This is a genomic window from Rhizobium sp. A22-96 (genome assembly GCF_053521805.1).
In genome coordinates this window covers 238,568-259,922 of sequence record NZ_JBNWDQ010000002.1, presented here as the reverse complement: position 1 = coordinate 259,922, position 21,355 = coordinate 238,568, and the positions used below count along the sequence as shown (strand labels likewise).

18 protein-coding genes, 1 tRNA gene and 1 riboswitch are annotated in these 21,355 nt (G+C 58.7%); of the genes, 15 read left to right on the top strand and 4 right to left on the bottom strand.

Annotated elements, in window-relative coordinates; genetic code table 11:
- Positions 1 to 37: 37 nt before the first annotated feature.
- The 7 genes from ACQZ6F_RS07720 (at position 38) to ACQZ6F_RS07690 (ending at position 7,388) form a co-directional block, all read left to right on the top strand.
- Positions 38 to 1,033 carry an isopenicillin N synthase family dioxygenase gene (locus tag ACQZ6F_RS07720; RefSeq protein WP_449092222.1) on the top strand — a complete coding sequence of 332 codons (996 nt, stop codon included), beginning with the start codon at positions 38 to 40 and terminating at the stop codon, positions 1,031 to 1,033.
- 51 nt (positions 1,034 to 1,084) lie between these two features.
- Entirely contained in the window at positions 1,085 to 2,200 is a 1,116-nt protein-coding gene (locus ACQZ6F_RS07715; RefSeq protein WP_449092223.1) for an endonuclease/exonuclease/phosphatase family protein, read from the top strand.
- Positions 2,197 to 2,937 carry an NUDIX hydrolase gene (locus ACQZ6F_RS07710; protein WP_449092224.1) on the top strand — a complete coding sequence of 247 codons (741 nt, stop codon included), beginning with the start codon at positions 2,197 to 2,199 and terminating at the stop codon, positions 2,935 to 2,937. The genes ACQZ6F_RS07715 and ACQZ6F_RS07710 overlap by 4 nt, the downstream gene beginning before the upstream one ends.
- A 68-nt stretch (positions 2,938 to 3,005) precedes the next feature.
- Positions 3,006 to 3,923, top strand: coding sequence for a PhzF family phenazine biosynthesis protein (locus tag ACQZ6F_RS07705; RefSeq protein WP_068398949.1), 918 nt, complete (start codon positions 3,006 to 3,008; stop codon positions 3,921 to 3,923).
- A 124-nt stretch (positions 3,924 to 4,047) separates the two neighbouring features.
- Positions 4,048 to 4,123: transfer RNA gene (locus ACQZ6F_RS07700), tRNA-Lys, on the top strand.
- Positions 4,124 to 5,249: 1,126 nt separating this feature from the next.
- Positions 5,250 to 6,710 (top strand): FAD/NAD(P)-binding protein, encoded by a 1,461-nt coding sequence (locus ACQZ6F_RS07695; protein ID WP_449092225.1) that lies wholly within the window; start codon positions 5,250 to 5,252, stop codon positions 6,708 to 6,710.
- Between the two features lie 207 nt (positions 6,711 to 6,917).
- Positions 6,918 to 7,388: an RrF2 family transcriptional regulator gene (locus ACQZ6F_RS07690; protein ID WP_068398702.1), complete on the top strand. Its 471-nt coding sequence runs from the start codon at positions 6,918 to 6,920 to the stop codon at positions 7,386 to 7,388.
- A 17-nt stretch (positions 7,389 to 7,405) separates the two neighbouring features.
- Here ACQZ6F_RS07690 and ACQZ6F_RS07685 read toward each other — a convergent pair whose 3' ends face one another.
- Both ACQZ6F_RS07685 and ACQZ6F_RS07680 read right to left on the bottom strand, forming a co-directional pair.
- Positions 7,406 to 8,623 (bottom strand): SfnB family sulfur acquisition oxidoreductase, encoded by a 1,218-nt coding sequence (locus tag ACQZ6F_RS07685; protein ID WP_449092226.1) that lies wholly within the window; start codon positions 8,621 to 8,623, stop codon positions 7,406 to 7,408.
- Positions 8,624 to 8,911: 288 nt separating this feature from the next.
- Entirely contained in the window at positions 8,912 to 9,196 is a 285-nt protein-coding gene (locus ACQZ6F_RS07680) for a hypothetical protein (protein WP_449092227.1), read from the bottom strand.
- Between the two features lie 20 nt (positions 9,197 to 9,216).
- On the opposite strand from ACQZ6F_RS07680, the gene ACQZ6F_RS07675 reads away from it, so the two are divergent.
- The 8 genes from ACQZ6F_RS07675 to ACQZ6F_RS07640 all read left to right on the top strand — a co-directional run bounded on the left by ACQZ6F_RS07675 (position 9,217) and on the right by ACQZ6F_RS07640 (position 19,777).
- Positions 9,217 to 10,632 (top strand): FAD/NAD(P)-binding protein, encoded by a 1,416-nt coding sequence (locus ACQZ6F_RS07675; protein WP_449092228.1) that lies wholly within the window; start codon positions 9,217 to 9,219, stop codon positions 10,630 to 10,632.
- Between the two features lie 169 nt (positions 10,633 to 10,801).
- Positions 10,802 to 11,018: riboswitch (cobalamin riboswitch) on the top strand.
- 108 nt (positions 11,019 to 11,126) lie between these two features.
- Positions 11,127 to 11,540 carry a DUF1636 family protein gene (locus ACQZ6F_RS07670; RefSeq protein WP_449092229.1) on the top strand — a complete coding sequence of 138 codons (414 nt, stop codon included), beginning with the start codon at positions 11,127 to 11,129 and terminating at the stop codon, positions 11,538 to 11,540.
- Between the two features lie 9 nt (positions 11,541 to 11,549).
- Entirely contained in the window at positions 11,550 to 12,332 is a 783-nt protein-coding gene (locus tag ACQZ6F_RS07665) for an ABC transporter ATP-binding protein (protein ID WP_449092230.1), read from the top strand.
- A 20-nt stretch (positions 12,333 to 12,352) separates the two neighbouring features.
- Positions 12,353 to 13,312, top strand: coding sequence for an ABC transporter substrate-binding protein (locus ACQZ6F_RS07660; protein WP_449092231.1), 960 nt, complete (start codon positions 12,353 to 12,355; stop codon positions 13,310 to 13,312).
- 62 nt (positions 13,313 to 13,374) lie between these two features.
- On the top strand, positions 13,375 to 14,391 hold the full coding sequence (locus tag ACQZ6F_RS07655) for a FecCD family ABC transporter permease (protein WP_449092232.1): 1,017 nt from the start codon (positions 13,375 to 13,377) through the stop codon (positions 14,389 to 14,391).
- Between the two features lie 290 nt (positions 14,392 to 14,681).
- Positions 14,682 to 17,267: a mechanosensitive ion channel domain-containing protein gene (locus ACQZ6F_RS07650; protein ID WP_449092405.1), complete on the top strand. Its 2,586-nt coding sequence runs from the start codon at positions 14,682 to 14,684 to the stop codon at positions 17,265 to 17,267.
- 160 nt (positions 17,268 to 17,427) lie between these two features.
- Positions 17,428 to 18,258 carry a response regulator gene (locus ACQZ6F_RS07645; protein ID WP_449092233.1) on the top strand — a complete coding sequence of 277 codons (831 nt, stop codon included), beginning with the start codon at positions 17,428 to 17,430 and terminating at the stop codon, positions 18,256 to 18,258.
- 187 nt (positions 18,259 to 18,445) lie between these two features.
- Positions 18,446 to 19,777 carry a diguanylate cyclase gene (locus ACQZ6F_RS07640; protein ID WP_449092234.1) on the top strand — a complete coding sequence of 444 codons (1,332 nt, stop codon included), beginning with the start codon at positions 18,446 to 18,448 and terminating at the stop codon, positions 19,775 to 19,777.
- Between the two features lie 38 nt (positions 19,778 to 19,815).
- Here ACQZ6F_RS07640 and ACQZ6F_RS07635 read toward each other — a convergent pair whose 3' ends face one another.
- Both ACQZ6F_RS07635 and ACQZ6F_RS07630 read right to left on the bottom strand, forming a co-directional pair.
- Positions 19,816 to 20,835, bottom strand: coding sequence for a GlxA family transcriptional regulator (locus ACQZ6F_RS07635; RefSeq protein WP_348641761.1), 1,020 nt, complete (start codon positions 20,833 to 20,835; stop codon positions 19,816 to 19,818).
- A gap of 302 nt (positions 20,836 to 21,137) precedes the next feature.
- Complete coding sequence (locus tag ACQZ6F_RS07630; protein WP_077468888.1) at positions 21,138 to 21,341, bottom strand: DUF1127 domain-containing protein; 204 nt, start codon at positions 21,339 to 21,341, stop codon at positions 21,138 to 21,140.
- Positions 21,342 to 21,355 lie beyond the last annotated feature (14 nt).

Below are 21,355 nucleotides of genomic sequence, written 5' to 3'. Positions count from 1 at the left end.
TGCTTGATTTGCTCGACGTCACGAATGGGAGTCGCGTATGTCCGATCAAAGCTTCCCGATTTTCGATCTCGGAGCCTTCGAGGCCGCCGATTCTGCCGAGAAGACGCGGCTTGGCGCGGAGGTGGATCGGATATGCCGCTTGACCGGCTTTCTGGCGATAGCCAATCACGGCGTTGCTGACGGAGTCATTGGCGACGTCTGGAAAAATACGCGGGCATTCTTCGATCTGCCTGCCGAGGTGAAGCAGCGCGCCAAGACGCTCTATCCCGGCTATCCCTATGGTTACCTTGGGCCCGGCACGGAAGCCCTGGCGAAATCCCGCAACGTCGACACGCCGCCCGATCTCAAGGAGAGTTTCAATGGCGGTCCGCTCGCCGTGCCTGCCGATATGAGCGATCCCGACGCGCTCGGCTTCTGCTACGCCGCTACGATCTGGCCGGAGGGGCCTGAAGGCTTCGTAGAGGCATGGAAGGCCTATTACGGGGCGATGGAGGATCTGGCGGCGCGGATCATGCGCGTGTTTGCGACGGCGCTCGGTCTCGACGAGCATTTCTTCGATTCCTATGTGGACGCGCCGATCAGTGCTTTGCGGGCCTTGAATTACCCCGAGCAGCATGTGCCTCCGCAGCCGGGGCAGCTTCGCGCCGGAGCGCACACCGATTACGGGAGCCTGACCATCTTGTTGCCGCAACCGGGCTCGAAAGGGCTTGAGATTATCGCGCCTGATGGCAACTGGACGCCGGTGCCGCCGGTTGAGGGCGCCTTCGTCATCAACATTGGCGACCTGATGGCGCTTTGGACCAATGATCGCTGGGTTTCCACCGTGCATCGCGTCGTCAATCCGCCACCGGAAGAAGGCGGCATGCAGCGGCGGCAGTCGCTCGCCTTCTTCCATCAGCCAAACTGGTTTGCCGAGATCGCCTGCCTGCCTTCCTGTGTAGAGCCGGGAGAGCAACCGAAATATGCGCCTGTTCTTTCCGGCCCCTATCTCATGGGTAAATTCAAATCGACGGTCACTGCCAAGGCCGGATAATGCGAGCGGGATAGGCCCGCTTACAGTCTTCTTCGTAAATTGGAATGCTTCATGTCCCTGCGCCTTGCGACCTTCAACGTCGAAAACCTGCTGACCCGCTTCGATTACACCGGTTTTCGCAACCAACTGCGCCAGGATCGCGTGCTGCAGCTCTTCGATGTCCGCAACGAGAATGTCTATCAGCAGCTGGAAGCGGCCCGTGTGGTTGCTGCCGCCGACGACACAAGGCAGATGACGGCGCTTGCCATCGCCGATGCTGATGCAGACATCATCTGCCTGCAGGAGGTCGACAACATGGCGGCGTTGCAGGCGTTCGAATACGGCTATCTCTACCGCATGGTCGGCAACGGCTATCGGCAGAAGTTTCTGATTGAGGGCAATGACAGCCGTGGCATCGATGTCGCCGTAATGATGCGCGAGGAAACACGTGACGGGCAGCCGATCGTCCTTGATGATATCAAGAGTCACGCCATGGTGACTTATGGCGATTTCGGTCTTTTCAACGACGAGCTGGCAGCGCTCGGCCATCACGCGGAAGACAAGATCTTTAAGCGCGATTGCCTGGAACTGCATCTCCATATCGGCGGCGTGCCGTTCTCGCTCTATGTCGTGCATCTGAAATCGATGGGACCGGCGCGCGAGGGTGTCGATGGCCGCCAGGCGACCATGCCGGTGCGTCGCGCCGAGACGATGGCCGTTCGCCGCATCATCGAAGACCGCTTCGGCGCCGGCCATACGGCAACGAAGAACTTCGCCATCTGCGGCGATATGAACGACTATCAGGAGTGGATCGATGTCATCGGCACGCGCCACACCGGCTATCGTTTCGAGCCGCGGGTGGAGGAAAATGAGAGCGCGCTCGATGTCTTCAGCCAGGACGGCTTCGCCGAAAACATCATGCATCGCCGGGACGAGCTCGACCGCTGGACGCTTTACCATGCGCGCGGGCCGCAGGAGCAGCGGCTCTGCCAGCTCGACTACATCTGGCTGTCTCCGGCTCTGGCCCGCGCTAATGCGACACGCATTCCCGATATCGTCCGCTCCGGCCAACCTTTCCGAACCATATTTCCGCCGGGGCAGGAGGTGGAGCGCTATCCGCGCGTCGGCTGGGACAGGCCGAAAGCCTCCGACCATTGCCCCGTTGTCATGACATTGGATTTGAAATGAGTATTTCAGAATTGCAGAATGATATGGCCGGCTGGCCGCCGGAAAATAGCGTATTTCCCGTCTCTCATATCGATCTTGCCGTGCTGCCCGGCGAGCACCCGTTTCATCTCAGTGAATTGGATGCCGCGCGTGAGAACTGGGCAAGGGAGATCGCCGCCAACCCCGCACTCTTCGACGGCCGCATGATCTTCCAGCACCGGCTTTCGCTTGCCGATGGTGTGGTGAAGGGCGAAGCCTATGTGACGCCGTTTTCTACCTTCCTCTGGTGGCGCAAGCAGAGAGAACCGGGCGGCTTTCACCTGTTTGCCTTTGCGGTGACGGTTTCGTCCGACGGCGCGATCATCGCGATCCGCATGGCACCGCATACGGCCAATCCTGGCCAGATCTATTGCGCTGCCGGGTCGATGGATGAGCACGATATTGTCGATGGGCACTGCGATGTCGAGGGCAATATGCGGCGCGAGGTGCTGGAGGAAACCGGCCTCGATCTCAACGATGCGGTCGCCGACCCTGCCTATTATGGTACGCATATGAACCGTTCGGTCACCGTTTTCCGCGTTTTCCGCTTTCCCTGGACGGCTGAGGATATGCTGAGCCGGATCGAGGCGCATATGCTGGTTTCGGAAGAGGACGAGGTCGATGGAGTTGTCGCCATTCGATCGGCCGATCCGACAGCGCATCACTATAGCGTGGCGATGCTGCCCATTCTCGCCTGGTTCTTCGGCACGGGAAAATAGCTTGGGCTTGCGCTGGAGTCGCTTGCCGTTATGAATAATTAGGTCTGGAAGCATAGATGGAGGCCGGATTGGCGCGCAGTTACAGTGTCTATGATGTGTTCACCGACAGCAAACTGGCGGGCAATCCGCTCGCAATCATCTTCGATGCCGAGGGTTTGAGCGACGAGGCGATGCAGGCGATCGCCAGGGAAATGAACCTTTCCGAGACAGTGTTCGTGCTGCCGCCGCAGAACCCGGCGCATACCGCCAATCTTAGAATATTCACGCCCGGCCGCGAGTTGCCTTTCGCGGGCCATCCCACCGTCGGAACGGCGATCGCGCTTGCAGAGAAGACCCATGCCAGCCATGGCGGCGATCTCGATCTTGTTTCCGTGCTGGATGAACGCGTCGGACCGGTGCGCTGTGCGATCAGACTGCGCCAGAACAGGGCGAGCTTCGCCGAATTCGATCTGCCGAAGAAATCGCAGCAGATCCTCTTGCCGCTCGACAGGGCAGGTATCGCCAACGCGCTCAGCCTGAAGATCACCGAGATCGGCTTTGAGAATCACGTGCCGTCGATCTGGACCGCCGGCGTGCCCTTCCTCCTGGTGCCTGTGCATGATGTCGGGGCCGCCGAACGGCTGGAATTCGATCTTCAGCTCTGGGAGAAAACGGTTCCCTTTGTCGACGGCGCGCTTGCCTCGGCCTTCGTCTATTGTCGTGGTGGGGTCAATCACGCCGCCAAGTTTCATGCGCGTATGTTCCCTGTCGGAATGGGCATTGTCGAGGACCCGGCGACGGGTGCGGCTGTGGCGGCGCTATCCGGCGCGATCAATCAGTTCGACGGATTGCCCGACGGGCATCATCCCATGATCATCGAGCAGGGCATAGAGATGGGGCGGCCCTCGATGATTCACCTTCACCTTGATGTCGATGGCGGCCAGATCGCAAATGCCAGGATCGGTGGACAAGCGGTGCGTATCGCGTCAGGAATTCTTGAGCTTTGATTTTGCAGGGTTTTCGGCGCTCTGTGAAATTTTTTTGAGAAATAATCAAAGAAAATTCGCTTGGCCGCTGGACAATCAAAGCGATCCTATTTATATGCCCGATCACGCCGCCAGCAAGCGGTACGGGTGATTAGCTCAGTTGGTAGAGCAGCTGACTCTTAATCAGCGGGTCGTAGGTTCGAGCCCTACATCACCCACCAAATTCAACTACTTAGCGCTGATTTGTAAGCCGTCATTTTAAGAGAGTGGCGGCTTTTGAATTTCAGATTTCCTTCTCGGAAGCGGACAAGCTCGGCTGCTTCCTGCCCGGCTAGGTAGTGCTCGGGGATGATCGACCTCACGTCGTCTCATGCATGAACGGCCATGAACGGCGAGGCGTGCCTCAGGTCGGCACGCGTTATTCAACGAGAAATAATTTGGAACGGAGCAGCGTTGTCTATCCGTGCCGATGTCAGTGAAAGAACCCTACGACGATAAGGGTGAGCGCAATCGCGCCGCTGCATGCTGTCAAAACAGTCAAGACCGAAGTTCTCATCAATTCGCTCCCAAAAAGACATGCCTTCAGAGTGGCTGGGAGCCATGTAGAGTAGAGCAAGCTAATTGTCGCGTGACACGCGGCGTGACACGGGTTTCGGCGGCCGGGGGGAGTGGCGGTGTGCGACCGGTGCTCATCATGAGCTCGCACCTCCACAATATGCCGCAAGCCTGGATACGGTTCGCGCTATGATGGGTTGAAGAAATGCGGGGAAGCTGGACCAGCCGCCAGCGGACGATTTAGCGATCAACTGCTTACCGTGATGTCGCCACTCTATGTTCTGTGTGCCAACAGCCGGCTTGTCTATCTCGCCAACCAATTGAACGCAGCTATTTATGAGGCCGTTAATCCCCGGCAGGCCTGGCCTTCAGCGGCACAAGTTCAATGCTTTTTGTGCCCACCTTCCATCAGACTGAATACAAAGATAACCACCAAAAGCAGCATCAGCGTATAATCGAAGGCGGTGAGTAGACGAAGCAGTTCCATGATGTTTCTCCTCCCGAGAGAAAACGGATCAGAACAATTATTAGTATGTTCTTTTGTTCGTTGTATGCCAAGTTTTTTACATCCTGCGGTGCAAAAACAATGTTGTGCGGGGCACAATTAAATACTTGTTTGCAAAGCCTTATCGCCGCCGCCCGGTGAGGTCTGGTTGCAAGGCAAGCGCTTGTTCGCCCCTGGATCTTATTGTCAATAAAATTTATAGAGTATATTTCTTGCGGCTATGGAAATTGCTGTTGTTCGGCGGGCGATAAGCTCATAATGCCGATCAATTTGGAAGGAGTTGGCGATTGACTATTGGCTCTGACCATGAGGCCCGGGAACTGCCTGTTATCGCCATCGTCGGCGGTGGAGTATCCGGCGCGGCAGTCGCCTTCCATCTGCTGCAGCACCGGTCTTTACAGCCTGGCCAGTTGTTCATATTCGAGCCGCGGGAGCGTCTGGGGACCGGGCTTGCCTACGACACGCAAGATCCCGCCCATCGCATCAACGTGCCGGCGGCCAAGATGAGTCTTCTGCCTGACGACCTTGAGCATTTTCAACGCTGGCTCTTGGAGCGGGACGCATTGGCAGGTGACGAAGTGGCGGTCGCAGCCAATGGCGGGCTCTTTCCGCGCCGCGCTCTTTTCGGCAATTATATCAATAGCATGATACGCCCTTTCGTCGAGGATGGGCGCCTGGTCCATGTCCAGCAGGGTGTCGAGCGCATCCGCCGGTGGGGTCATCGCTGGGTGGTTACCGGCGATGCAGGGCAGGAGGTGGACGCGGATATTCTCGTCATTGCCACCAGCCATCCATCGCCCCTGCCACCGCGCTTGCTGCAGGATGCGCTTGCCGATCATCCGCGTTTCGTCGCGGACCCAACTAAGCGGGATGTGCTTGCGGCCATCCGCGCCGATGATCGCGTGCTGGTGGTCGGCAACGGATTGACGTCGGCCGATGTCATCGCCTCTCTTGAATTGCGGGGCCACAAAGGCCCCATCACAGCCATATCCCGCAGGGGCTTGCGTTCGCGCGGCCATGCGCCTGTAAAGCAGGAGCTGTTCGGCGATTTCGCCAGTCATCCTTCGCGAACGGCAGTCTCGCTTCTAAGATGCGTGCGTGCTGCCATCCGGGAAGCGGAAGGCGAGGGGCGCAGCTGGCATGGTGTTATCGATCACGTGCGCGGGCAGGGGCGGCATTTGTGGAATGCCTTGCCGATCGAAGAGCGACGCCGCGTCGTCAGGCACTTGCGGCCTTTCTGGGATGTACATCGTTTTCGCGTGGCACCGCAGGTGGAGGCAGTCAGCGAGCGGGCGATCGGTACCGGCCGGCTGGAGGTACTGGCCGCCTCGGTGGCTTCCGTTAAGGCGGCTGAAGGCATCATCGATTGCAGGCTTCGCCTCAGTCGCTCCGACCGGACTATCGAGAGGCAATTCGATGCCGTTGTCGTCACCACCGGCCCCGGTCATCGCGGAATTCTGCAATCGCAGGGTTGGATCGGCGAGTTGGCGGGAGACGGTTGTCTTGCCATGGATCAAGCCGGCTTGGGGCTCGCCTGCGATATGCAATCGCGGGCGCTCGATGCGGATGGCGAGATCGTGCCGTCCTTGTTCATCTCGGGACCCCTGGCGCGCGGAACCTTCGGCGAGCTGATGGGGCTGCCAGAGGTGATCGAGCATGCAGTTCTCGTTGCCGAACAGCTGGCGGGCGCAATTGACGAACACGCGGATAAGCCACACAAGGCATATTTGGACAGTAGCGCCGCCTAAATCCAAGAAAAGCCGCAAAATCGTTGCTTGGGCGATACATTTGCCTAAATTTACTCATATAAACTATACAATTTGTGAGTTATTGTCTTGTTCGTCGGAGATGGCAGGGTTACTTCGGCAATCCATGATGACAAGATCGGCTGGGTGAGTCTCACTTGAACCCAGGCCGGGTTTCCAACAATTGACTTTGCAGTAAAGCGGATAGCGATGCTTACGAAAAAAGGAAAATACGGATTGAAGGCGCTGGTGGATCTGGCTCGCCTCGCGCCGGGCGAAACCGCGTTCATCAATGATATTGCCCAGCGCAATAACATTCCGAAGAAATTCCTCGATACCATCCTGCTCGAGTTGCGCAATGCCGGCGTGCTTCGCTCCAAGAAGGGGCCAGGCGGTGGCTATTCCCTGTCCCGCCCCTCGTCGGACATCCGCATCGGTCATGTCATTCGCACGCTGGACGGCCCATTGGCGCCGATCCGCTGCGCCAGCCGCACGGCCTATGAAGCCTGCGACGACTGTTCGGATCCGGAGCGCTGTCAGGTGCGGCGCTCCATGACGGAGGTCCGCGATGCCATTGCCGAGATTCTCGACAACATGACGCTGGAACAGTTCGTTGCCGGTGGCGGCTCCGGGATCGAGATCGAAGAGCGGGAAGACTACCGCGCCTCAAACATCGGCTGACCTACCCCGACGATCGTTCAGGGCGATGAACTCTTCGATGGCTTTATGCCGTTGAGATGATAATTGCCGACGACGCTGTATTTCCGACGCGCTGGGTCGTGCAGCGTGTGAATTCGGGCGTTGCGCCAATGGCGGTCGAGATTGAGGCCGATGCGGGCCGCCGATGTGCCGGCCAGATCAAACAGCGTGTTGGCCGTTTCCATGGCGATCTCCGCCGTCATCGTCTGGGCCGCCGCGACGCAAAGCACGGCGTCGATCACATGATCCTCGGTGAGATTGATCTGGGCGGCATCGATCTTGCTGCCGGCGCGCTCCACGATCGCTGTCGCCACTTCGATACGGACGGCGATTTCTCCTATCCTGGTGATGATGAGGGGATCGTCCGCGGCGCGCTTGCTCTCGCCGTCGGCCCATGCATGCGGATGCGTGCGGACAAAGTCGATGGTCGCCGCAAGCGCGGATCGGGCTATGCCGAGATTGATGCCTGCATGGGTGAGCTGGCTCACCGACTCGGTGACTGTGGGATGCCCGGGCTTCTCGCGCTGTGACAGAACGGAATCGGCACCAAGATAGACGTTGTGAAGGATGGTCGTACCGTTTCCGGAGGTGCGTTGGCCAAAGCCATCCCAGTCATCGATGATCTGGGTGCCCTCGGTGTTCCGCGGAATGATGGCAACGGTGACCTCGCCACTTTCTTCGGTTACGAAAACGGCAATCCAGTCGGAAAACAACACGCTGGCGGAACGCAGGCTCCGGCCACTGAGGCGATAGCCCGGGCCGTCCGATGTGAGATGCAGATCGTCCTGACCCGTTGCGCCCGCATCGTTTTCCGGGAATACGCCGCCAAAACGGTCGCCAATGATGGCTCTCGCGAAGAGCGAAGCCTTCTGCTCCTCGCTGCCGCCGACGCGCACCGCTTCCAGCACATGGAAATGCGTTTGCGGAATCTGCGCGATAGAAGGGTCGGCCTCGGCGAGAATGGCGACGACTTCAGTCAGCACCGAATTGGAAATGTCGATGCCGCCATGTTCCGAGGGCACGGATATTCCGAGCAGGCCGGATTGGGATAGAGCCTCGATTTCGTCATAGGGCAGAACGCGGTTGACGTCGCGATCGCTCGCCTGCTGGGCGAAGTTTGCGGCCAGGGACCGCGCGATATCGAGCGCTTCCTCTTCGCTTTGAATGCGATGCGCGGGCGGCCTGACGCATTCGTGCAACTGCGAAACAGTCCCCATTCGTCACTCCATCGGCCGATGCTTCTGGCAAGGCAAATCGGTGCCATCTTAATTTCCATGGGTGTCGTGTACAACGGATTTTCTGCGCTTACGCGCACCGCGCCGTTGGCCATGATAGGCATTGAACGAACAAATTGTGAGCACTCGGCGGGATATTGCGCAGTGGTCGGCAAGAGATCCATAGCCACTGGGTGTTTGGCATCATGGCGTGGCCATCTGAGCGGCTGCTATCGTCCGGCTGAAAAGAAAGCACTTGCTAGCGGCGCGTTTTCGCGCTTTCATATACGACTAAATAAGTAGACTATAGCAATAATCCTGTTGCCCTTTTTTACAGGCGTCATGTGGGCAGCCGATTGCGGGCATCTGGTTTCGGACCAGAGTTGGACCCGCGTTAGCATCCTTCAGCAGCGGAATAGAAACCCGATTGAAGAGGATGCGCCGAATTTTGAGAACCGCTGTGGCTTCCGTGCGTTTCATGAACCGCAGCTTGGTGGCTGTCAGGTGCTGAACATCGGAGTTCAGGGTTTCGCAGGCAGTGCAGTGAAAAAGCCCAAGAAAGGCATGATCGACCACCTCTCGCTCCAGGAGTTGATATGACGGTTCAGGGATTATTTTCCGCGAAGGCGGATGCGGCAGGCAGGGGCTATGCGATGCCCCGCATTGCCGTTGTCGGGCGTGGTTTCTCCGGAATGATGATGGCGATCGCGCTGATGAAGACGGTGCGCTTTCCCTTTCATCTGCAGCTGTTCGATCCTAATTCCAGCGTTAGCGGCGGTCAGGCGCTGGCGTCCGGCCATAGTAGCGAAATCCTGAACAGCCGCGTGCGCGATCTTTCCGTCTCAGCCGGCGATCCCGACGACTTCAATCAATGGCTCAGTGCCAATGCGCCCTTCCGCAGCGCGGTTCCGGCCGCAATACCGGGCTTTCTGCAGATCTTCGTTCCGAAGAGCATTTTCAGCGATTATGTCTATCAGCGCTTTTCTGAGGCCTTCTCATCGCGACGGGATGTCACGGTGCAGGTCAGCAGCGAGATGGTCTTCGGGGTTCGCCGTATTCGCGGCAATCGTTTCGTGGTGGACAGCGACGGGGCCGCGAATGCGCCGTTCGACATGGTCGTACTCGCTACCGGCTACGGCATGATCGACCAGCAATCACCGGCCAGCGACCTGGCGAACATTCCGACGACAGTGCGGGCGCGCCGCCTGGTGTCGCGGCCGCACACGATCCTGCTCGGCAGCGGCCTGCGCGTCGTCGACCGGCTTCTGCAGATGCGCGACAATGGCTATACCGGCCAGATCTCCATCGTTTCGCGACGCGGTTTCCTGCCGCAGAGCCATACGCGCAACAATGCCGATCCGGTCTTTCCCGCCGACGAGATGCCCAATCAGCTGAGCGAGATCGTCCGTTTCATTCGCAAGGCTTGCGATGGTGCGGAGGCTAACGGTCAGAGCTGGCAATCGATCATGAACGGTCTGCGCAAGCATGCGCGCTCGCTCTGGCGCTCGCTGCCCGCAGGCCAGAAGCGGCAGTTCAATCGCCATCTTCGCGCGCTCTACGACAGCCATCGCAATAGGCTGCCCGAGGCGCTGCATGTTCGCCTGCAACAGGAGCTGGCCGAAGGCAACACCTTGCTCAGGCGTGGCCACCTGATCCGCCGCACGCCGACCGGCTTGGTGCTGAGGCCGGCAGGACGACAGGACACCGAGCAGCTCTATGCCGATGACGTGATCGACTGTCGCTGCCAGTCAGCCGATCTGAGCGTTCCGCTATTGCGGAACCTGATCGAGGCCGGTCTTGCCGTGCCGGACGAACTCGGGCTCGGTCTTGCCGTCGAGGCGACGGGTGCGCTTGAGGTGGACGGCCGCACGACGGAAGGGCTTTTTGCCATCGGTCCGCTCGGGCTCGGCAGTCTTCCGGATATCGACCTAGTGCCGGAGATCGTGACGCAGGCCTATGCGGCCGCCGAAAGCATGGCGGAGCGTTTTCATCCGCAATGCAAGGCGGTGTAGCTGTTTCTTGAATGTTCAGATGAGGTCTCGTCATTTCCAAAAGAGATGACGTTTCGGAAGAAAGCGACTTGCGATAAGTTATGTAATAACGTAACAAGAATGCTATTACTGTCGCCCAGGACAAACGAAGATACATATGACATCGCCGTTGCCCGCTTCCGCTTTCTATGAGATGAATGCCGCAGATGGTGCTGCCGCCGGAGCAATCCGGCTGGTGGCTGAAAAGGGAACACGGTGCGGATTACCCATCAGGGGCCAAAACCGTGGCTGCCCCCGCAACTGTAAGCGGAGAGCGCGTTCGCAGCATGCCACTGGCGTCAAGCCGGGAAGGCGCGAACGAGCTATGACCCGCGAGCCAGGAGACCTGCCATCGACGATATCAACCGCAACGGACGGGGTGTTCCGATGGAAATTCAGTGGTTGGGCGAGGACGTTTTTGCGTCCGCTGGCCCTATATTGACTTTGCCTCCGGCGAGATCTCCGGGAGGCACTCCATGGACAATACAAGAGAAACGACGCACCGGATCACCGTGTGCACCAGCTGCCGTCATGTCGGCAAGCCGTGCCGGCCGGGTCTCGATCTTTTAAAACATCTGCAGGCGGCCATGGCCCAGGCGGGCGCCGCTCTTTCCGATGATTTCAGTCTCGAGGGCAGCATCTGCATGGCTGGCTGTGAACGGCCCTGCACAGTGTCCTTTCAGGCAACGGCGAAAGCAACGTACCTCTTCGGTGACATCGAGGACGGTGCGGATATCGGTGCGCTCGTCTCCTTCGCGCAGCTCTATCGCGACCGGCCCGACGGGCTGACGCGTGAGAGCGAACGTCCGAGGACGCTTGGGGGCAAGACTTTGGCGCGCATTCCCGCCGCCATCGTCTCGGCCGAGCGTCAGTCGGTATCGCTGCAGTAGGAGGTGACCATGCCGGAAGGAAGCGCAAGACTCGACGCTGAGGGCGTCACCTGGGGTGTCCAAAAAGGCATGCCCATCATCAGCGGTATCACTTTGTCCGTCGAAGCCGGCGGTCGATTGGCCATCATCGGGCCAAACGGTGCAGGCAAGTCGACGCTGCTGCGTTGCCTTTATCGTGGTCTCAAACCGCATCGCGGCACGGTTCGCCTTGATGGCATCGATCTCTGGTCCCTCGGTCCGCGACAGGCGGCACAGCGCATCGCCGTCGTGCCGCAGGAGACGCCGAGCGATTTTCCCTTCAGCGTGCGGGACGTGGTGCTGATGGGCCGCATTCCGCACCGCAAGGGCATGGCGCGCTGGAGCGAGCGAGATCATGAAGTGACAACGGATGCGCTGGCGCGGCTGGAGCTCGAGCCGTTGGCGCTAAGACAGTTCGTTTCGCTTTCCGGCGGTGAAAAGCAGCGGGCGCTGATCGCCCGCGCTCTCGCACAGGAGCCGGACCTGATCATTCTCGACGAGCCGACCAACCATCTCGATATCCGCCACCAGCTGGAGATACTCGAGCTGCTGAAAGGCCTTGGCCGGACGATCATCACCACGCTTCACGATATCAATCTGGCCGCTGATTTCGCCACGCATGTCGCAGTGCTCGATTGCGGGCGGCTTACGGGGCATGGCCAGCCTGACGATGTCCTCACCGTGGAACATATTTCTTCCGCGTTCCGTGTCGGTGCCAGCCTGCATCAGGCTGATCGCGGCGACAGCAGGCGCTTCTCCTTTTCCCTCAGATAGTTCGATCATTGGAGTCATTGATGTTTTCTCGCTTTTCCCTATCCGCCGCCGCCTTGCTGGTGGGCACATTTGTCGCGGGCGCAGCAATGGCCGAACCGGTCACCGTGCGCAGCTGCAATCGCGATGTCACCTTCGACAAGGCCCCGGAGCGGGCGGTTTCGAATGACGTCAACCTGACGGAAATGATGCTGGCCCTGAAGCTTCAGGACCGCATGGTCGGCTATACCGGCATTTCCGGCTGGAAGACCCTGGATGAGAAGCTGCGCGACGGCGTCAAGGAACTCCCTGAATTGTCGCCGAAATATCCGAGCAAGGAAGTGCTGCTCGGCGCCAATGCGGACTTCTATTTCGCCGGCTGGAACTACGGCATGAAGGTCGGTGGCGAGGTCACGCCGGAAACGCTGGCGCCCTTCGGCATCAAGGTCTACGAGCTGACGGAATCCTGCATCTTCGTCATGCAGAAGAACAAGCCGACCATGGACGACATGTTCGTGGATCTGCTCAATCTCGGCAAGATCTTTCGTGTCGAGGATAGGGCGGAAGCACTGGTGGCGGGCTATCGCAAGCAGCTCGCCGAGATCCAGGCAAAGATCGGCCATGTCGACAAGCCGACCCGCGTTTTCGTCTATGACTCCGGCGAGGAAAAGCCGTTCACCTCGGGTCGCTACGGAATTCCGACCGCGCTGATCGAAGCCGCAGGCGGGATCAACGTCATGGAGGACGTCGAGAAGAGCTGGACGGAGGTTTCCTGGGAGCCCGTCATCGAGAAGAACCCGGAGGCCATCGTCATCGTCGATTATGGTCAGGTGACTGCGGCGCAGAAGATCGCGTTCCTCAAGGGTAATCCGGCTTTCAAGAATATCGATGCCGTCAAGAACGACCGCTTCGTCGTGTTGCCCTATGTCGAGGCGACGCCGGGGCCGCGCAATATCGAGGCCATTGCGACCCTGGCAAAGGCGTTTCATCCGAACGCGATGTGATTGTCGCCAATGCAGGTCCGTCCAGTCCATCAGTGGGCGGATCTCTTTTTACAGATTTGAATATGCGCCTCAGCCTCTCCATTCTCATTCCATTGCTCGCTATCGGCCTTGTCCTGTCGATCACCGCCGGGGTCTCGCTCGGGGCCGCGCCCATTCCATTTTCGACCGTGTGGTCGATCGTCGGCAATAAACTGCATGCAGGCATGTTTATTGTCGGATGGTCGGAGGGCCAGGAGAGTATCGTCTGGGATGTGCGCTTTCCGCGCGTCATACTGGCGGCGCTGGTCGGGGCGGGGCTTGCCGTCACCGGCGCCGTGCTTCAGGCCCTGACGCGCAATCCGCTGGCGGACCCGCATCTTCTCGGCGTTTCCTCAGGGGCAGCATTCGGTGCCATTCTGGCATTGCTGCATACCGGGCTGATCCTCGGCCTGTTGACGGTGCCGTTGTTTTCTTTCGCGGGCGCGCTGCTCGCGACTGGGGCAGTCGGCCTCACCACGCATCTGACGCGATCCCAATCGGCAGACAGGTTGGTCCTTTCAGGGGTGGCTGTCGCTTTCGTCTTTACCGCGCTCGGCAATCTGCTGATTTTCCTGGGCGATCCGCGGGCGACTAACACTGTGGTCTTCTGGATGCTCGGCGGATTGGGGTTGGCGCAATGGCAGCACCTCGTCTATCCGGCCGGCATATTGTTCTTCTGCCTCGTGTTGCTTATTCCAAAGGCGAGGGAGCTGAATGCGCTCGCCATGGGCGATGAGACGGCAACGACGCTGGGCATAGCAGTCAAGCAGTTCCGGCTGCTATTGTTTGTGACCACGGCCTTGCTGACGGGCGTAATGGTCGCGTTTTCCGGCGCTATCGGTTTCATCGGGCTCATGGTGCCGCATTTCGTGCGTCTGATTGCTGGTGGCGACAATGTTCGTGTTGTGCCGCTGAGTGCTATGTTCGGTGCGTTGATCTTGATCTGGGCGGATATCGTCGCGCGCTTGATCATGGCGCCGGAAGACATGCCGATCGGCATTGTCACCGGGTTGGTCGGCGGCATGGCCTTCATCCTGATCCTGCGAAAGGGGCAGAGCTAAGGGAGGCCATTGCCAAGATCCTTCGCCGGCCTATTTCCGGCAGGCGATGCACGGTGCAATACGGCGTCGGCGAGGTGAAATGGACGATGTACGGCCTTGGACGGGGCGATAGAGCCTGATAAGGCGGGAAATGCCTTTGTGTCGCCTTTCTTTGTCTTACAAGGCGTACGCGTAAAGACTATGAAGTTCGCAATCACAATCAGGACGACTCGGGTCTTCATTCTGCGTGGCGGTTCTGGTCATCCATTGCTCATGATTTTATGTGCGACGAGGAGCTTTGCTTGCGCCTGTTGAATTTCCGCCTCCTTCTCTTGCCCGTGTTTCTGTTGGGACTGAGCGCCATCATGGCCGCCGTTCCGCTGGCGGGCCAGGATGCCTTCGCGCAAGATCAGCAGACGGCGCAACCGCCACAGCAGACAGAGCAACAGCCCCAGCCGCTTGCCAATGGATTGCTGGAAGCCGCGGTCACCGACCTCAACAAGGCGAAGAAGGAATATGCATCCCTTCAGGACAGCGCAAAGCAACCGGGTGGCGACGATGAGACGCTCGTCGCGCTCTCGGGTCGGGCAGACGATCTCAATCGCTCCGTTGCAGCAATTTCGACGCGGCTGAAGCCCCGTAACACGGAGATCGATGCGCGCCTGACTCAGCTCGGGGCTGCCCCCAAGGAAGGGCAGCCGCCGGAAGCCGCGATCGTCACGCAGGAGCGCGAGCGCCTGAATGCCGAGCGTTCGCAGATCAGCGCCCTGATACTCGATGCCGACAATCTGACTGCGGAAGCCAATCGGCTTTCGATCCAGCTGACGGAGAAGCGCCGCAAGCTCTTCACCGAGACATTGCTGAAGCGCACGGAAATTTCCTCGGGGACATTCGAGGATGCCGGATCGGCGCTGGTCGACGAGAGCATATCGTTCAGGGATGCGGTGACCAGCTGGATCGGCTTCGTGCTGAAAGCCAAGCTCGGCTCGCTGCTTGCCGCCGTCTTCCTGTCCATCGCCGCTGCCCTGATCATCTTTTCCGGCGGCTATCGGTTGTTCCATCGCTACTACGTTCAGGACGAAGCCGTCGAGAACCCGCCCTACATCAGCCGGCTTTCGGTTGCGTTCTGGTCGACCTTGATCCGCACGTTGTCGCTCGCGGCATTTCTGGTCACGTCCTTTTTCTTCCTTTCGAATTTCAACGTGCTCAGGCCGGATATTGCGCCGATCCTGGCGGCACTCTTCGGTTTCATCGGTCTCGTCTATTTCGTCGGCCGTCTCAGCAATGCCGTCTTCGCGCCGTTCCGGCCGCATTGGCGTCTGGTCAAATTGTCGAACAAGGGCGCGCATTCGCTGACCTGGTGCCTGCAGGCCATGGCAGTGGTCAATGGGCTGGACTACGTGTTCGATCGTATCAGCGAGTCTATGGGATCGCCTGTCGTCGTCACGGTTGCCAAAAGCTTCCTTGCTGCCCTGCTGATCGGCCTGATCCTGATTGCGGCCTCGTTCGGTTCACCGATGTTGGCCAAGAACGGCGATCCCGATGCTCCAGGTCGCCGCTGGCCGCATGGCATGGCGCTCATCCTTCGTATTCTCGGCGCATTGGTCATCTTTATCTCGTTCATCGGCTATGTCGGCCTTGCCCGCTTCATGGCAACGCAGATGATCGTGACGAGTGCCGTCATCGCGACCATGTATCTTGGCTTTCAGCTCGGCAAGGCGGTCTCGAAGCAGGGTGTCTTTGCCGAGACGATCATCGGGCGCTTTCTGGAAAACCGTCTCAAGCTCGGTGACGTCGCGCTTGACCAGGGCGGGCTCATTGCCGGGCTTGCGACTTATGCCGTGGCGCTGCTCACCGGCATTCCCTTGATCCTGCTGTCCTGGGGCTTCCACATCCAGGACCTCGAACTCATCGCCTACCGGCTATTCACAGAGATCCGCATCGGCAACATATCGATCTCTCTGCTCGGCATTTGCGCCGGCATCCTGTTGTTCGCCGGAGGCTATCTGGTGACGCGCTGGTTCCAGCGCTGGCTCGACAGCAACGTCATGGCGCGCGGCCAGGTGGATCTGGGTGTCCGCAATTCGGTAAAGACAGGTATCGGCTATCTCGGCATCGCAGTCGCGGCGATCATTTCCATTTCGGCCGCGGGCATAGACCTCTCCAGCCTGGCGCTCGTCGCCAGCGCCCTTTCCGTCGGTATCGGTTTCGGCCTGCAGAATATCGTGTCTAACTTCGTGTCAGGTCTGATCCTTCTGGTCGAGAGGCCGTTCAAGGTCGGCGACTGGATCGTGTCGGGCACATCGGAAGGCATCGTCAAGCGCATCTCGGTGCGCGCCACCGAGATCGAGACCTTCCGCAAGCAATCGATCATCGTGCCGAATTCCGAGCTCATCAACGCCTCGGTCGGCAACTGGACCCATCGCAACAGGTTGGCGCGCTCGGAGATCCCGGTATCCGTCAGTTTCGAATCCGATCCGCAGAAGGTCATGGAGATCCTGCTGGAACTGGTGCGCGGCGTCCCGAAGGTGTTGAGAAATCCGGAGCCGCATGTCGAGTTCCTGCGCTTCGGCCCTTCATCGCTCGATTTCGAGATGCGTTTCTACCTCTCAGATCTTTCCGACGGTATGGAAATCCGCAACAATCTGCGCATCCAGATCCTCAAGCGCTTCCGCGAGGAGGGAATATCCATTCCCTATCCGCATCAGGAACTGCACATTGTTCGCGACGGCAGGCGCGGCCAGCGTATGGATGCCGCGGGCAGCAAGCTGACGGATTCGGCCGATGGTCCCGAGACAGAGGACATCATGGCTGAAAGCATCGCGTCCCCGGCCGAAAACAATGCGCCGGACACAAAGAGCGCAGGCCGCCGCCGCGGAAGAACGGCAGCCGAATAAGACGACGATACCGAAGAAGCTGCAGCCGGGCGTGCTTGCCAACAAGCGCGCCGTAGCCGGCTATTTTCTTCATCTTCGGGAAACCAGTCGATTTAACAAATACTCAAAGGCTTTGTTCTAGAAAAACTATAGAGGGGTAATTTCAAAACAGGTTTTTATTATGCCATTTCTAGGTGTTTCTGGAATGCAGTATTCCGGCGCGTCGCTTGCCGGCTCGCGCATTCTTCTGGTGGAAGATTCCAATCTCTTTACCTCGATGATCCGTTCCAAGCTCAAGGAGCTTCTGGATATCGACGTCGAAACCTGCCGCAATTTCGAGGAGCTGCAGCTCGCCTACGACAAGTCGTCTGAGCCGATCAAGCTGGCAATTTCGAACATGAACCTGCCAGGAGCCGAAAAAGGCGAGGCACTGACATATCTGGTTGATCTCAGCATTCCGACGATCGCCTTCACCGGCACCTTTCTCGAAGGAATGCGCGATGAGCTGATCGCCAAGGATGTCGTCGATTACATTCTCAAGGACAATATATTCGCTGTGGACATGCTGGCGGAATCGATCTGCCGCTTTCTCACCAACCACCGCCATCACGTCCTCATCGTCGATGACAGCCCAACGGCGCGGGCTTTGCTCTCCAGCCGGCTGAAGCGTTACAACTTCCGTGTCAGTGTCGCGGAAAGTGGTGCCAAGGCGCTCGAGCTCTTGAAGGCCAATCCGGATATCGGCCTCATGGTCACCGACTATAACATGCCCGACATGGATGGTTTCGACCTGACGCGGCGTATCCGCGCGACGACCGGCTCGCATGAGCTGCGCATCATCGGTGTATCGTCATCCACCAACCGGCTTCTTTCCGCGCGTTTCCTCAAGGCCGGTGGCAATGATTTCATCCTGCGGCCGTTCATCGACGAAGAGTTCTACTGCCGCGTGAATCAAAACCTCGACACGCTGCTGCAGATCCAGTCGGCGCGAAAGGTCAGCGAAATCGCGTAGAACAGTGCCGCCAGTAAAGGGCAGTGCTTGCAAAATGTGAGGATGAGTCATTTTTTAAGTAAATACCTGCAATCTGCGGTTCCAATTTTTCACGAATCCTGTTCAGGATAATGGGAAAGACGGTTTGGAAGAGCTGCGATTGACTGAATGTTCATATGCCGGAAGGCATGGGGGGAATTGAAGGGAAATGGTACTGCATGTGGGATCCCTCAGCGATAGCGGCAGCTATCGCAACAGCAGCCAGAAGATACTTCTGGTCGAGGATTCACGCATGTTTTCCGCCGTGCTGTCGCACCGATTTGAGACCGAACTCGGCTTTTCCGTCACGCATTGCTCCTCGCTGAAAATGCTGAACGAAGCATTGGCGGATGCGAGCCATAGCTTCACCATGGCGGTGATCGATCTCAATCTGCCGGATGCCGCGCATGGGGAGGCACTTGATGTTGCGGTCGCGCATCGTATCCCGACGATCGTTTTCACGGCGTCCTTCGACATGGCGACGCGCAATCGCATCATGGAACGCAATGTCGTCGATTATGTGCTGAAAGACAGTGAGTTCGCGCTGGATAACCTCGTCTCGGCGGTGCGACGTGCCATTGCCAATCGTTCGACGCGGGTGCTGGTCGTGGATGATGTGCCGTCGGCACGCAAGATGCTGACGGATCTCCTGGAAGCTCAGCAGTTCAAGGTCACCGAAGCCGGTACCGGCATCGAGGCGCTGGCTGCGCTTGAGGAGTTCGAGGATATCGAAATCGTCGTCACCGACTACAACATGCCTGACATGAACGGCCATGAACTGACCCGCCGCATACGCCATCGCTACGGATCGGATTGGATGCGGATCATCGGCATCTCGTCTTCGACCGACCGGCTGTTGTCAGCGACCTTTCTGAAGGCCGGCGCGAGCGACTTCATCTATCGGCCCTTCGTTCCAGAGGAGTTGCAATGCCGCATTGCGCTGAATGTCGAGACGCTGACACAGCTGAAGAAGTTGCGCGCGGCGGCGGCGAGCGACTATCTGACCGGCCTCTATAACCGACGCTATTTCTATGATCACGGGCCGAGGCTTGTGAATGAGTGTCTGCGCCGGCAGCGGCCGAGCTCGGTCGCTATCCTCGATATCGATCATTTCAAGAAATTGAACGACACCTATGGTCACGAGATTGGCGATCAGGTGCTGAAGGCCGTTGCCGGCCGGCTTCACTCCCTCTTCGAGGGCAGCGACAACCTGTTGTCACGGCTCGGCGGCGAAGAGTTCGCAATCCTCTTCACGGAGATGAATTCGCGGGCTGCGACCGCATTGTGTGACGAGGTTCGGCTCAGCCTTGCGAACCTGAAGGTCCATGCCGATGACGAGGAACTGTCGGTGACGGTGTCCATCGGCGTGGCCGAGATTGTCGGCTACGAATCCTTTGAGAACTATCTCAACGCCGCCGATCAATTTCTCTATATGGCCAAGCATAATGGCCGTAATCAAGTCTATTCCGACTTCAGGATGACGGAAGAGGCGGCCGAGTAGGCCGCCCATATTGTTCCATTAATTTGGCTCAGGGCCTATCAGACGACGATGCCTGTGCGGTTCGTCGACATGGTCAGCTTGCGCTCGGCGCGCTCCTGCTGCGGCGAGCGGTTGTAGAGTTCGCGATAACACTTGGAAAAGTGCGAGGCGGAGACGAAGCCGCAGGCGACGGCCACTTCCACGACAGGCATGGAGGACTGCACGAGCAGGTGCCGGGCGCGATCCAGACGTATTTCCAGATAGTAGCGAGCCGGCGAACGGCCCATTTCCTGGCGGAACAGGCGCTCGATCTGACGGCGCGACAGGCCCGCGTCATCGGCGATTTCCAGCAGCGACAGGGGTTCTGCGAGGTTGCTTTCCATCAGCTCGATGATCGACAGCACCTTGGCGTTCTGCACGCCGAGGCGCGCGCGCAGCGGCAGGCGCTGGCGGTCGTGCGGGCTGCGGACGCGATCGGTGAGCTGCTGTTCGCAAACGCGGTTGACGAGGTTTTCGCCGAAATCCTGGCCGATCAGGTTCAGCATCATGTCGAGCGAAGCCGTGCCGCCGGCGCAGGTATAGAGATTGCTGTCGACCTCGTAGAGATCGGCATAGACTTCCGCCTGTGGGAAGGTCTCGGAGAAACCGGGAAGATTTTCCCAGTGGATCGCACAGCGCTTGCCATTGAGCAGACCCGCTTGGGCAAGCACATGCGCGCCCGTACAGAGGCTGCCGACGGCGACGCCGCGATTATAGGTCTCACGCAGCCAGGCATTGACAGACTTGTTGTTGAACTCCTCGACGTAAATGCCGGAGCAGACCAGTACCATGTTCGGCCGGTTTTCGCCGCCGAGATAACGACGCTCGTCGGCCAGCGCCGAATTGACCTCGAGGCCGATGCCGCTGGAGGAATAGACCTTCTGGCCGTCGGTGGAGGCAAGCCGCCACGTATAAGCGGGATAGCCCAGCATGCGATTGGCGATACGCAACGTCTCCACCGCGGCGGAAAACGGCAGCATGGTGAAGTGCGGAACGAGGAAGAAAACCAGGGAACGCGTCTTAATCGGAGTCTTGCTCATATCGTGAAAATCCATGCTCCAGGACCATTACGTATTCCTTGCGTCAAATACGTCGGCTCGATGGTCTAATAGCGACATTGGCATGGATAATCGCGGCCGCAAAGGGATATTTGCGTATACTATGAAAAATGCTGTGCTGATAAGGGAGGCAGAGGGAAGGCAGGCAATCTGCCTGAATAGCCAAATATATATGCGGGTAATTCTCAGGTTTAATCCGGCATGCGTATTCAGAGGCACAAATGTTCAAAAGGCGACACCCGCTGAGGTTGAGCGTCGCCTTTAGTTTCTACGTTTCCGTCCGATCATCGCGTGGCCTTCGGATTTTTGGTTTCAATCGCCGCCGGCCAACCCATGTCCTTGCGAACGTCGTCGGACAGGGACTCAAGCTCGCGGAGCGAACGCCACTGCTGCCAGCGATTGGCGATGCGAGAGAGGAAGGGCGTGTAGCCGCCAGACGGAAACGAGTTCCGTGAACCGCTGGCCTGTCTATAAGTTATCGTGGTCATTTCCAGGCTCCTTT

Coding starts and splice junctions, on each gene's coding strand:
- ACQZ6F_RS07720 (WP_449092222.1), top strand. CDS start 38: ATGTCCGATCAAAGCTTCCCGATTTTCGATCTCGGAGCCTTCGAGGCC.
- ACQZ6F_RS07715 (WP_449092223.1), top strand. CDS start 1,085: ATGTCCCTGCGCCTTGCGACCTTCAACGTCGAAAACCTGCTGACCCGC.
- ACQZ6F_RS07710 (WP_449092224.1), top strand. CDS start 2,197: ATGAGTATTTCAGAATTGCAGAATGATATGGCCGGCTGGCCGCCGGAA.
- ACQZ6F_RS07690 (WP_068398702.1), top strand. CDS start 6,918: ATGCTTACGAAAAAAGGAAAATACGGATTGAAGGCGCTGGTGGATCTG.
- ACQZ6F_RS07685 (WP_449092226.1), bottom strand. CDS start 8,623: ATGGGGACTGTTTCGCAGTTGCACGAATGCGTCAGGCCGCCCGCGCAT.
- ACQZ6F_RS07675 (WP_449092228.1), top strand. CDS start 9,217: ATGACGGTTCAGGGATTATTTTCCGCGAAGGCGGATGCGGCAGGCAGG.
- ACQZ6F_RS07670 (WP_449092229.1), top strand. CDS start 11,127: ATGGACAATACAAGAGAAACGACGCACCGGATCACCGTGTGCACCAGC.
- ACQZ6F_RS07665 (WP_449092230.1), top strand. CDS start 11,550: ATGCCGGAAGGAAGCGCAAGACTCGACGCTGAGGGCGTCACCTGGGGT.
- ACQZ6F_RS07660 (WP_449092231.1), top strand. CDS start 12,353: ATGTTTTCTCGCTTTTCCCTATCCGCCGCCGCCTTGCTGGTGGGCACA.
- ACQZ6F_RS07655 (WP_449092232.1), top strand. CDS start 13,375: ATGCGCCTCAGCCTCTCCATTCTCATTCCATTGCTCGCTATCGGCCTT.
- ACQZ6F_RS07645 (WP_449092233.1), top strand. CDS start 17,428: ATGCCATTTCTAGGTGTTTCTGGAATGCAGTATTCCGGCGCGTCGCTT.
- ACQZ6F_RS07640 (WP_449092234.1), top strand. CDS start 18,446: ATGGTACTGCATGTGGGATCCCTCAGCGATAGCGGCAGCTATCGCAAC.
- ACQZ6F_RS07635 (WP_348641761.1), bottom strand. CDS start 20,835: ATGAGCAAGACTCCGATTAAGACGCGTTCCCTGGTTTTCTTCCTCGTT.
- ACQZ6F_RS07630 (WP_077468888.1), bottom strand. CDS start 21,341: ATGACCACGATAACTTATAGACAGGCCAGCGGTTCACGGAACTCGTTT.